Below are 11,745 nucleotides of genomic sequence, written 5' to 3'. Positions count from 1 at the left end.
CTGTTAGAACCGCTACATTACCAATCGATTGGATCCCGTGACCAATAAAATCCATCTTAAATTCTTCCCACTTTAATTTATGTAATGATATAATAACACTAAATTTTCAACACGTGCTTAATAGATTGGGGACTTATAATGGATAAACCTCTCACTGCATTACAAACTATTATTATACATATGAATACAACTGAGCATTGGCATAATTTTATTTGTTACTGTCAGCATCGCGAAGCGGGACTTCGAAAATTAGCTTTTAAACATTTAGAGACATTTATTACAAATGCAAAGAAATGGGAATCAAAAGATCAAGAAGAGTTTGCCATTTCGCTGTTTACTATTTTAGATGCATTAAACGAAAAAGATGAGGTCTTAACTTTCTCACTAAATAGTTTTCTAATTGACATTCTATATAGATGGACAGAAAACAACCCATTTGATTCAAGACCTTTTAGATGGATAGGAATTTATATGGACTCTAGCAATAAAGAAGACGATTTAGAAAAATTCCTTCGAAAAGCGATTGAATTAGGTGGTGATACCGAACAAGAAGCTATGATATACCTAGTTTCTAATTACATCAATACTTTAGAATTTGGCACACATGAATTCCCTTCAGGTTATTGCGGAGATTTAAGCGAATGCATAGAAAAACTTCCCTATATGCTTCAATTAATTGATAGAATTCAGAATAAGAACATAAAGGAGCAAAACATTGGGCAAATACAAGAACAACTACATCTTATTCTAGATTGGTTAAAACATACACAAACTCCAGTAGATGCTGTTCGTATATGGGAAAAAGAACAAACTAAGGAATTAGAAAAGGTCATTGTATATTATTTACACAACAGCTCAAGTCGTTAATTCATCTACCATTTCAATATAAAAAAGAGGATTTTCATACAGTACTAGAAAATCCTCTTTTTATATTTATCCCACATTAGCTTGCAGAAAAACTCCCCACTGATTATAGTTTCACTTTATTTTAATCCTTTAATTAAAGGTGACGCTTCCCCACTATGGAAAATCCATAAGTCATGAAGTGATCTCGTACATCCGACATATAGTAACTTTGCATCATGTTTTGTGTTTTTGTAATGTTCCTCATCCACATCAATTAAAAGCACCGCATCAAATTCTAAACCTTTCGCTAAATAGACAGGTACTACTGATATACCACCTTCATATTTACTTTGGTTTGCTTCAATTACGTTTACCGTTAATCCTGCATTTGTTAATTTCACATATATATCACGGCATTCATCTTCTGTTCTTCCGATTACCGCAATTGTTTTCACATCTGCATTTTGCAAATGTTTTACCGTCTTCACAATTTTAGTAAATTGATTTTCGGCATGAATTACTTTCACATCTTCTCCACTGCGGAAGACTGGTGTTGCGAGTCCTACTGGGATTTCTGCATTTTTAATTATTTCATTTGCAAATTCAATAATTTCTTTTGTAGAACGATAACTTCTTGTCAATTCATAATAACCGGTTTCTTGGAATACTTCCTTAAAAGCATTCCAATCTTCAATTCCTTGGTAATCATAAATCGCTTGCGATAAATCACCTAATATAGTGAAAGAATTACCTAATGTAATTTCTTTTAATACATAAACTTGGAAAGGCGAAAAATCTTGCGCTTCATCAATAACAACGTGATGAAACTTCTGCCCGATTTCAATCCCTGTTATACGATGATGTATGTATATTAAAGCTGGTAAATCTTCTACATACACTTCTTTTTTACGACAACTCTTTTCTGTTTCTTTAACAAGTTCTTCAGGTAATACCTTAAGTATTTCTTTACTTTTTACTATTGAACTATACAGTGAAAGAGCACTCATTTTCGGCCAAAACTTCATATATGCGTTCAGTCTCTTAGTCGCTTCTTTTTTAAGTAATTTTTTCTCGTTTGTTTCCCCGAATTTTTTAAGTTCAATTTCAATCCAGCGCTTCATTCGTCCTACTAATCGTTCTCTTCTTTTCTGTAAAGGATAATGTTTATATTCAACTTGCATCCATTTTTTAATATCTTCTACTGGAATAATCGCTCTATCCCACGCCTCAAAATCTTTTGTCGGAACTAACTCATTTTCAAATTGGATCAGTCTCTCTTCAATAAACGTCTTAAATTCCAACGTACCCTTTAATTTACCTAGCATTACCTTCTTTTCATCACGATTAATTGAAAATGCTTCTTTCAATTTTTCTTCTGTCTGCTTTAGTTTCACTGAATCATCTAACGTACGTAATGCCCAATCCAGAAACGTTGTTTGACTAATATTCCCTACACCTAATTCAGGAAGTACACTCGAAATATAGTCTAAAAACAGACTATTCGGCGCAAATACGATCATTCTTTCTGCTTCTAGTTGTTCACGATATTCATAAATTAAAAAAGCAAGGCGATGTAAAGCAATTGTTGTCTTTCCGCTCCCTGCAACCCCTTGAATAAGTAATGGTAAATTTCTTTCCGCTCGAATAATATCATTTTGTTCCGATTGAATCGTTGAAACAATATCCTTTAGCTTATTATCTTTATTCTCACCTAATCGATATAGAAGAAAATCATCGGCATGCGATACATCTTCATTTCCTTTTACATATGTATCAACAACACGTTCAAGTTCTCTTTTTCGAATGGAAATGTTTCGTTTTAAATACACATCACCTTCTACTAACCCATCTGGTGATTGATAAAATGCTAATTCTTCTCCACCAGTAAATGAATAAAACATACTTGCGACAGGCGCTCGCCAATCAATAATGATCGGCTTCATCGTGTCCATATCCGAAACCCCTACTTTTCCGATATAAATCGGCATAACTTCTTCTTTTCCATCTTCCTGAAAATCTAACCTTCCAAAGTACGGCTCTTGCACACCAATACGTAAGTTTTGTCTATTAGACTCCCTCATACTTTCAAGAATTTGCTCTTTAAAATCTTCTCCATAATAAACTGGGATTTTTTCAAGCTTATCCAATTGCTCATCCATCGTATGTAAAGTATCCTTCATTTTTTGTAACTCATCTTCAAATATGTTGCTCATTTCGACGATTCCCTCCTGTCCGTTCTAATTTTTCAGTCGAAGTATCATTGTATTAAAAATCCAATCATAAAGTCAATAGTTTCCATTTGAATTTTCCGAAAAAACTTACTTTTCATCTTTCTAATTTAAAAAGAATATACAACATCTAAATCACACAAATACACATATAGTATAGTGATGCATGCAAAAGATACTACTTTCTATTTGTCTCCTATTTAATTTATCTATTAAAAAACATTGTAAAAATTAAAGACTTTAATCAATGGGCGTTTTACTGCCCATAAATAGTAAGATAAATAAAAGTAAAGGAGGCTCTTCAAATGAATGTCGCGAAAAAGAAATCACTAAAGTTATATTTACTTATTTTTGTATTCACTGTTTTGGCCAGTGGATGGATTGGGGTATTTCTAGATTCTCTTCTAACAAACCAACCTGAAGGAAACACTTTAGGTATGGGATTATGGCTAATATTCCCTTTCCTCGTAAGCATTTTACTTAGAGTTATTAGCCGAGATTGGAATGATTTTGGCATCAAGCCAAATTTGAAAGGAAACTTTATATGGTATTTCACTGCACTACTTATTTATCCATTCGTTACAGTAATAACGATAAGCATATCGCTCATTTTTGGAGTAGCTCATATTTCTAGTTTTGATATATCCACGTTATTGTCACTCATAGTCATGTCTTCTATTGGTAACTTTATTAAAAACATTTTTGAAGAGTTTTCTTGGCGTGGTTATTTAACTCCAAAATTGATTGAACTAAATCTAAATGATTGGTACATTTATATTATTTCTGGTTTCATTTGGGCACTTTGGCATGCTGCATATTATATAGTCTTTTTGCCAAATGAATATTTTGAATCTATCTCAAGATTAAATATGCTTTTATCTGGCTGTATCCTTATGGTTTGTTGGTCAATTATGTATGTTGAAATATATAGACTTACAAAATCCGTCTGGCCATGTGTTATCATGCATGCGATCGAAGATGCTGTTCCTACTGTTTTAGTTACAATAACAGGGATTATTACCCTTACAAACAGTAGTGATTTTTGGTTAAATCCTATTAGCGGGGTCGCTGCTACTGTTTTATTTCTCGGAATTGGAATCGTACTAAGAACTATAAGAATAAAAAGAGAACGACAATTATTCACACAATAAAAAGCAGATAATGAATTCGTCATTATCTGCTTTCCAATTTTTAAAACTACCTTATTATATTTTTTGATACATAAGCCAGTCACCAGAGTCTATAACTTTCTTTAACATCTTTTTATCTTGAGCAATATACACATATGCCTCAATTTCCCTATCAGCAACATATACTGTTTGCGTGATTCGATCATATAAATCAGTCTCCGCATTACCTGTATATTCTTCTAGTTCATCTAACTTACACAATATCTCATCATTTACTACATAAACTTCTCCATACACCTGTTCTTCAATCGAATAAGTCATGGCCGGATATCCTTCGTTCGTATCAAATAATTTTCCATATGTCCAAGCTCTGTCTGCGATGCATGTTGCACCTAGCATATAATGAGCATTCGTTTGTCCTCTTCTTAACGTGCCATAAACGAAAACATGATACATAAATTCTTATCCCCTTTATATGCCTCTACTTTCTTATTTGTAAATAAGCACGAATCATAAAGTAACTCACTTCATTCGGAAGCTGTTCTTTAATAGATTTCAGACCACCATCTGCATTTTGAACGGCAGTTTCAATAAGAGATTCATACTCTGCTGGAACAAAGCTTTGCCAATCTACTTCCATTCCATCCTCATAGCAGCGAATTAAATGGTTTTCGATTGTTTGTCTTGATAAGTTACGTTCTTTTGCAATCTCATTCAAATCAATACCTTGTTTATACATTTCATACGTTTCTAAATGAGAATTTGCGGACGCTTTTCCTGACTTTTTACGCTCTGAAACTAATTCTGTCTTAATCGTTTCAGCATAATTTGGATTTTCCTCAATAAAATGCTGAACTGCTTGTAAGAAGCGCGAGCCATATTTCACAAGTTTGTGTTCTCCGATACCTTTTACCGTCAACAATTCGGAATCACTTTGCGGCATTTTCACACACATATCTTTTAATGTTTGGTCAGAAAAAATAACGAACGGAGGTACACCTTCTCCTTGTGCAATTTCTTTACGTACTTCACGAAGCACTTCAAATAAAGGATGGTCTTGAACAATTTGTCTTGTCTCTACTCGTTCTTTTCGTAAAACATTCTCTTTACCAAGTAATACTTCTTTCCCTTTTTCAGTTACTTTTAACGTCGGATAAGTGCCATGTTCAACTGCAATTAACTCGTCTGAAATTAAAAACTCAATAAACTCACTGACCTCTTTTACACTACGGTTCGATAAAAGCCCATACGTTGGTAAAGTATGAAAATTAAATTCAATAACTTTCTTATTTTTCGACCCAGTTAATACTTGCGCTATCATTTGCTTTCCAAAGCGTTGGTTGGTTCTAATCATGCATGATAAAACCATTTGTGATTCCCTTGTCACATCGATGCTCTCGCGATTGTCTGTACAATTACCACAGCGTCCACAATCTTCTTTCGGTTCTTCTCCAAAGTATTGCAAAATGAATGATTGTAAACATTGTTCTGTATGACAGTAATCGGTCATATTTTGCAATTTTTCAAGTTCATTTGAAAAACGTGATTCTCCAGTTGATTGATCAATTAAAAAACGCTGTACTTGTACATCTTGAGAAGAATATAACAATATACATGTACTATCTAATCCGTCACGACCAGCACGTCCTGCTTCTTGATAGTAACTTTCCATATTTTTTGGAAGCTGATAATGAATTACGTAACGAATATTCGATTTATCAATCCCCATCCCGAATGCAGATGTTGCTACCATTACACTTACTTCATCTCGTAAAAAGAGTTCTTGTTGCTCATTTCTATCACTATCACTCATACCAGCATGATATTTTGATACAGAAACACCTGCCTTCATCAAATCTTCATATAACTGATCGACTACTTTTCTAGTAGCTGCATATATAATCCCAGATTCCTTTTGATTTTGACGAATATAATCCGCCAAATATGCATTTCGATCTTGCCCTTTAATGACAGAAAACGATAAATTCTCACGCTCAAACGTTGTCATAATTGTATTTTCTTGATTAATTTCAAGTGTGTTACAAATATCATCACGTACTTGCGGTGTTGCTGTTGCTGTTAATGCTAATATGAGCGGTTTTTCTGGAAGATAATCTAATATGCGATGTATATGTAAATAACTTGGACGGAAATCATGTCCCCACTGTGAAATACAATGTGCTTCATCAATCGCAATCATAGGGATTTTCATATCGATAAGTTGGTCAACAAACTCCATCGAATCAAGACGCTCAGGCGCCACATAAAGTAACTTGTAATGTCCTTGTTTCGCTAATTGAATTCGCTGATTTGCTTCTGCAATAGATATAGAACTATTAATATATGTAGCTAAAATGCCATTCTGTACCAATGTATCTACTTGATCCTTCATAAGTGATATTAAAGGTGATATAACCAACGTCGTTCCTTCAAATACTAATGCCGGAATTTGATAACAAATCGACTTACCGCCACCCGTTGGCATAATACAAACCGTATCTTTCCCATCTAGTACATTTTTAATTGTTTCATCTTGTCCTCTTCGAAACGAAGAATAACCAAAGTAGGACGCTAAAAGTTCTTGTGCTTTAGTAAACAAAAAAGAGTCACCCGCTTTTCTTTATCTTTCATCTACTTCTATTATATCAATCACTTATGCGACTTGAAAGGGATGATTAGATGCTTATTGTTTTTTCATTCTTCTATGTTTCTTCACTTATTTAATATGAATTAGCATCATTATTTTATATGTTTTACAACATTTATAACGTAAATCCAGTACACAAGAAGAAAGAGTTTCAATTTAAATGTTCATTTTATTTCCCTTTCTTGAATACTACTAATCGTATACATATAAATTCAGGAGGTTACTATATGAAACATCGTAATACGAGGTCCATCACGGCAAAAACGAAAACAAAACAACTCCAATTCTCTAATAATGATGCGTGGAAATATGAATCATACTATAAGTATCAGCCATTATTCTCTTATAAAAGGCTTTTTAATTTTCTTTCTCAACTTTTTAAACGTTAATATATGCGCAAAAAATATATTATTCACAGAAGTTTTCTCAATATTAAACATATAGACTTACTACAATTGAGTTGTTAACATATATAATAATCTGTTGGATAAACCCCTTAAGTTGACCTGCTTATATTAGCAGGTCTTTTTCATAATTACATACTTCTATGCACCTCAATCTCACTTCCAAATCTTTTCTCCATTTTATAACCATATTTAACTCCCAACAATTAATGATAATCATAAATTGTTGGGAGTTAAATTGTTCACATATAATTATGCAATTCTTCTTTCTCAATACACAAAACACATTTTACTTGTTACTATAAAAGTACTCCAGATGAGTTTTTTGCTCATCGACATTATCTAGTTATTGGGGCCTGCCGCGGAAAGCAGGTCCCTTTGACTGTATGAAGGTCCCAATTTCATTTGGACACATTTACCAGGTTTTTTCAAAAGAATTTTATGATAACATTACGTAGTCGAGTCCGACATCTCGGCAATACCCTTTTGAGGGTCTGTAACTTCCCTTGCAGACCCTCTTTTACTTTATATTCAATTATTCATATATATCACAACACCATTCATTGAATTTCTCCATTTCAAATTCCCTAAAAATAATCTAGGACACGGAACTAAAAATAAATCTTCATCATACTTTGAGTTATACATGTTCAAAGGAGTGTTACTATTTATGTATTCTTATTGGCAATCGTATTACTCCCCCTACCATAACCCTTATGTAAACTATGATTTATCCGTACGGAACTACCGAATTAGTAAAAATGAGAATTTTTTAAAAGGATATATGCGTTCTTTATGGGAACAACACGTCGCTTGGACGAGATTGGCTATTATAAGTATAGTATTTAATTTACCAGATGTTAACGTTACTGTTGGACGACTTCTACAAAACGCAACACATATGGGACTATCACTTGAACCATTTTACGGTGAAGATGCAGTAAAAAAATATAGTGCATTAATTAAAGATCACTTAGTAATTGCAGCGGATCTTGTTAAAGCCGCAAAAGCTGGTAATCAAAATGCAGCGGCCGCTATAGAGAAAAAATGGTACGCTAATGGTGACGCAATTATTGAATTTCTTAACAGTATCAACCCATATATAGATAAAGAAGAATTTAGAAAAATGTTTTATGAACATTTAGCACTAACGAAAGCAGAAGCACTTGCCTTCCTAAATAAAGATTATGAAGCAGGAGTAAAACTTTACGATAAAATTGAAAAAGAAGCATTAGAAATGGCTGACATGATAACAAACGCAATCGTAAAACAATTCCCGCAAGTCTTTCAATAAAGTGAAACTTTAATCAGTGAGGGGTTTGTTCATCCCCCACTGATTATCAGCTCTCACCAATCGGCTTATTTAGTTTTCTCTCCATGATATTTCACCTCTCCTCTTTACATTTAGCTTATATCGATATATTTTATTAATATCCGTTTTTTATAGGAGGAAATAGTTTGATTAACGCGATTGGTCTCGTTTTTATACTTACAAATAAACACGAGAAAAAAAAGAAAGTTTACTTAAATGAAAAATTTGCACTAATAGATATTATTGATTCTAAAGAAGTATTTGATGATGAAGGGAATCCTTTAGTAGAACTAACATGTAAATACAGTATATATTTAGATGAAAAATATTACTGTAAATCTCTCGATGATTATACCGGACAAGTCTTTCCTTTCTTAAGTGCAAAAATAGGAAAAGGTCTTCTAAGAAACTTAAACTACTACTTTTCTTACGTTGATGCCTATGATAAGAAACCACCAGTTAAAGAAATAAGACCACTTATGAAACAAGTAACTAACAGATAGCCAAAAATACCAAAAAAAGAAAGCATCTAACCCTGGATGTTTTCTTTTTTATTAAAAACTCATTAACTTTCATCCTCTTCTAAAAGTATGTATCCAAGCATATTTTAAATTAAAAACATTGGAGGATTAGAGTGAATGAAATACTCAGAAACAATTATAAGCAAACGACTTCGAATACTTAAAATGACGGGTATGTTTTTCATGCTAGTGTTAATAGCATGGATTGGCTATACAAAATTACTTTATGAAAACGGCTTTCTTCAAGAAAAAAAGAATTCAGTAGAAGTAATGAACACTAGCATTACAGGAGAAATAGAGCAGCTTTTTCATATAAACTTGCAAGGCTATCGAAAAACAAGCCTTGATGCTGTTATAGAAGCCAGTAAAACCGATCCAAGTGAACTATCCTTAATTGAACTAGTCAACAAATCCTGCTCGCGAGATTGCATAGGTGAACCAGTTACATATGTAAACTCAAACAATGGATATATCTTTTATAAGGAATCTAATGGAACTAATGTAGCTATAACGGTTAAAAAGAAAGACACATGGGTAATTGTAAAGAAATCTGTTCAAGATGGAATATAATCACCCCAAAAAAGAGTACGCATCGTACTCTTTTTTATTATTAATACCCTTCCTCTTCATGCCTACAATGGCATTTCGCTTTTGTTTTACAATGACATTTTTCACACTCACACTTCGGTTTCTCTTTGCAACAACACTCGTGAAAATCATTGCGCTTACATCTACATCTCCCAAACATTAAATCATCCCAAAATTTATTACAATCTTGAAAATGTCCACAATGACAAGTATTTCTCATAAATATGCTTCCTCCTTGATAGAATTCATCATATTCTATGTTTGAAAGTATACAAAGGCTTGTTTATTAGTCTATTTTCTCCATATTATAAGTAGAGTTAAAAGATTAAATAAAAATAAAAACCGTCACATGACGGCTCTTATTTTTATTTAGCAAACTACTTTTATCTCACGTACTCATAGTACCATTTACGTGCATCTAACCAAGTTGTAAATTTATCGATATTCCCGGACGGATAGCCATTCGTTATAGCATAACCAATGCCATCTTTTTGAACGACAATTTGTCCATCAATACCCGCATCAACCATAGCTTGAGCCAAAGCTTGTAAATTACTAAATGCTACACCACCAGTTTTTACTTTGAGCAAATCCGCTGCACCTCCTCCAGTTTGTCCTGTAAGAGCAAATACAATAGAATTAGCGATTTTATCAACATTCCATTTTGCCATGTCGGATTCATTATCAATAAACCCTAATTCAATAAGAATAGCCGGTGCCTTCGTTCCATTTAATACTGCTAAATCTGTACGTTGTTTCGCACCTCGATCACGCCATCCAATATCTTTTGCTAGTTGAGCTGAGATTTTAGCCGCCAAATCTTTCTGATCATAATATAAAACCTCAACACCCTGTCCATTTCCATCACTTGCATTAAGATGAAAAGAAATAACTAAATCCACAGCATGGGAATTGCTATTCCGAATGATATTATTTAAATTTTGTGATTGAGTTGTCCCTACCTCGTCCGTATCGTCATAAACCGTGTGTCCTAGGGCTCTTAACTTAGCCGCCACGGCATCTTTAACTTGCCTATCTAGAACGTGTTCTTTCCGATTTCCGAAATTAGCACCTTGAACAATACTATTGTGTCCTCCGTGCAAACTATATCTAGCCATTATTCATCAACATCTCCTTTCTTAATATCTTATTCAAAACTTGTCTTATTGCTATTCCCACTTACAATCTTAACTGTGCCCATACGTCCTACATTTTCTAAAAGTGACGCAATTTGTTTTTGATATAAAAAAGCTATCGCTTCATAAATCGAATGATTTATTCTCTAAATTACTTTTACATGAATGACGACACGAACAAAAAGCATCACCCTTTCGGCGATGCCTAAAAACTCTATTTTACTTTTCAGCTCCCTAAATAAATAGAGTTTAAAATCACTGAAACTACACCTATATTTCCTCCCCTTCCTTCACAGCTTCTTTCAACCTCTGCAACATATACCCAATTCCTTTACACCCCTCTAGCGGATATGTAATCATTTCTTCTGGATATAACTTTGTCACTACTTTTTTATACTTCTTCCCTGCTAATAAGACGATTTCGTCAAACTGTAGTAAACTTTTATCTACCATCTGTTTTTGTAATTGCTCTATACTTATTACCTCATCGCTTTTTGAATCAAATGCAAGATCATAGTTTTCTAATACAATATCACTTGGTCTTAAAAATCCATGTTTCGCTGATAATATAACCCAGTTTTCGAAAAACATAGTTTCGTACGCCTGACATGCTTTTCCGAACGGACTAATATATACATCTTTTGCTTCCATCGGTCCGTAGTCTGAATGTTTATCCCAAATTTTCTTTTTTCCGCATGGAATGATACATAGCCTTTTCATATATATTTCTACTCCCTTTACTTTGGTAAATAAAATTCGTTATTTTGTACATTTTTTTCTCGAAATACTATATAATAATTCTGAAAGTTAAAATTACACATTTTACCATATGCGTACTATAGATTACTCTCATTGCAAATATTATAATACCATAAAAATTTTTTCATTTTTTCTTCAAAATAATGAAACTAAATTATAATACAAGTATGTATT

12 protein-coding genes are annotated in these 11,745 nt (G+C 33.2%); 6 read left to right on the top strand and 6 right to left on the bottom strand.

The genetic code is table 11. The features are described from left to right. The first annotated feature begins 138 nt into the window (after positions 1 to 138). A complete protein-coding gene (locus tag GBN78_RS25460) occupies positions 139 to 867 on the top strand; it encodes a hypothetical protein (protein WP_000360501.1) in 729 nt (242 codons plus the stop codon). Between the two features lie 116 nt (positions 868 to 983). On the opposite strand, the gene GBN78_RS25455 is transcribed toward GBN78_RS25460, so the two are convergent. After that, positions 984 to 3,059, bottom strand: coding sequence for a HelD family protein (locus tag GBN78_RS25455; protein WP_097918549.1), 2,076 nt, complete (start codon positions 3,057 to 3,059; stop codon positions 984 to 986). Between the two features lie 320 nt (positions 3,060 to 3,379). Between GBN78_RS25455 and GBN78_RS25450 the strand changes: the two genes are divergently transcribed. Then, the gene (locus GBN78_RS25450; RefSeq protein WP_001099766.1) at positions 3,380 to 4,225 is read left to right on the top strand and encodes a CPBP family glutamic-type intramembrane protease; all 846 of its coding nucleotides are present in this window, start codon (positions 3,380 to 3,382) and stop codon (positions 4,223 to 4,225) included. Positions 4,226 to 4,279: 54 nt separating this feature from the next. On the opposite strand, the gene GBN78_RS25445 is transcribed toward GBN78_RS25450, so the two are convergent. Together GBN78_RS25445 and recQ are read right to left on the bottom strand one after the other, a co-directional pair. Continuing rightward, positions 4,280 to 4,660 carry a gamma-glutamylcyclotransferase family protein gene (locus GBN78_RS25445; protein WP_000274908.1) on the bottom strand — a complete coding sequence of 127 codons (381 nt, stop codon included), beginning with the start codon at positions 4,658 to 4,660 and terminating at the stop codon, positions 4,280 to 4,282. 25 nt (positions 4,661 to 4,685) lie between these two features. Continuing rightward, on the bottom strand, positions 4,686 to 6,803 hold the full coding sequence (gene recQ, locus GBN78_RS25440) for a DNA helicase RecQ (protein ID WP_152127843.1): 2,118 nt from the start codon (positions 6,801 to 6,803) through the stop codon (positions 4,686 to 4,688). 275 nt (positions 6,804 to 7,078) lie between these two features. Between recQ and GBN78_RS30415 the strand changes: the two genes are divergently transcribed. The 4 genes from GBN78_RS30415 to GBN78_RS25425 all read left to right on the top strand — a co-directional run bounded on the left by GBN78_RS30415 (position 7,079) and on the right by GBN78_RS25425 (position 9,658). After that, on the top strand, positions 7,079 to 7,240 hold the full coding sequence (locus GBN78_RS30415) for a hypothetical protein (RefSeq protein WP_033697080.1): 162 nt from the start codon (positions 7,079 to 7,081) through the stop codon (positions 7,238 to 7,240). 685 nt (positions 7,241 to 7,925) lie between these two features. Then, positions 7,926 to 8,549: a hypothetical protein gene (locus GBN78_RS25435; RefSeq protein ID WP_000287727.1), complete on the top strand. Its 624-nt coding sequence runs from the start codon at positions 7,926 to 7,928 to the stop codon at positions 8,547 to 8,549. A gap of 164 nt (positions 8,550 to 8,713) precedes the next feature. After that, entirely contained in the window at positions 8,714 to 9,070 is a 357-nt protein-coding gene (locus tag GBN78_RS25430; protein ID WP_000606231.1) for a hypothetical protein, read from the top strand. A gap of 135 nt (positions 9,071 to 9,205) precedes the next feature. Beyond that, positions 9,206 to 9,658: a hypothetical protein gene (locus GBN78_RS25425; protein ID WP_000877572.1), complete on the top strand. Its 453-nt coding sequence runs from the start codon at positions 9,206 to 9,208 to the stop codon at positions 9,656 to 9,658. Here the strand turns inward: GBN78_RS25425 and GBN78_RS30410 are convergent, their stop codons facing one another. From GBN78_RS30410 to GBN78_RS25415, 3 genes are all read right to left on the bottom strand, one after another. Then, positions 9,659 to 9,832, bottom strand: coding sequence for a hypothetical protein (locus tag GBN78_RS30410; protein WP_000503012.1), 174 nt, complete (start codon positions 9,830 to 9,832; stop codon positions 9,659 to 9,661). A 227-nt stretch (positions 9,833 to 10,059) separates the two neighbouring features. Further along, the gene (locus GBN78_RS25420) at positions 10,060 to 10,794 is read right to left on the bottom strand and encodes an N-acetylmuramoyl-L-alanine amidase (RefSeq protein WP_152127842.1); all 735 of its coding nucleotides are present in this window, start codon (positions 10,792 to 10,794) and stop codon (positions 10,060 to 10,062) included. Between the two features lie 288 nt (positions 10,795 to 11,082). Beyond that, positions 11,083 to 11,532, bottom strand: coding sequence for a DUF6884 domain-containing protein (locus GBN78_RS25415; RefSeq protein ID WP_152127841.1), 450 nt, complete (start codon positions 11,530 to 11,532; stop codon positions 11,083 to 11,085). Between the last annotated feature and the right edge of the window lie 213 nt (positions 11,533 to 11,745).

The sequence above is a fragment of the Bacillus sp. B2-WWTP-C-10-Post-4 genome (assembly GCF_009183805.1).
Lineage (GTDB): Bacteria > Bacillota > Bacilli > Bacillales > Bacillaceae_G > Bacillus_A > Bacillus_A cereus.
Note: the sequence above shows the minus strand (reverse complement) of the source record. Positions and strands in the feature narration are given on the sequence as shown.

What these genes read in the sequence shown, in the direction of transcription:
- GBN78_RS25450 (WP_001099766.1), top strand. Translation starts at nt 3,380, where the DNA reads ATGAATGTCGCGAAAAAGAAATCACTAAAGTTATATTTACTTATTTTT.
- GBN78_RS25455 (WP_097918549.1), bottom strand. Translation starts at nt 3,059, where the DNA reads ATGAGCAACATATTTGAAGATGAGTTACAAAAAATGAAGGATACTTTA.
- GBN78_RS25445 (WP_000274908.1), bottom strand. Translation starts at nt 4,660, where the DNA reads ATGTATCATGTTTTCGTTTATGGCACGTTAAGAAGAGGACAAACGAAT.
- GBN78_RS30415 (WP_033697080.1), top strand. Translation starts at nt 7,079, where the DNA reads ATGAAACATCGTAATACGAGGTCCATCACGGCAAAAACGAAAACAAAA.
- GBN78_RS25460 (WP_000360501.1), top strand. Translation starts at nt 139, where the DNA reads ATGGATAAACCTCTCACTGCATTACAAACTATTATTATACATATGAAT.
- GBN78_RS25425 (WP_000877572.1), top strand. Translation starts at nt 9,206, where the DNA reads ATGAAATACTCAGAAACAATTATAAGCAAACGACTTCGAATACTTAAA.
- GBN78_RS25420 (WP_152127842.1), bottom strand. Translation starts at nt 10,794, where the DNA reads ATGGCTAGATATAGTTTGCACGGAGGACACAATAGTATTGTTCAAGGT.
- GBN78_RS25435 (WP_000287727.1), top strand. Translation starts at nt 7,926, where the DNA reads ATGTATTCTTATTGGCAATCGTATTACTCCCCCTACCATAACCCTTAT.
- GBN78_RS25415 (WP_152127841.1), bottom strand. Translation starts at nt 11,532, where the DNA reads ATGAAAAGGCTATGTATCATTCCATGCGGAAAAAAGAAAATTTGGGAT.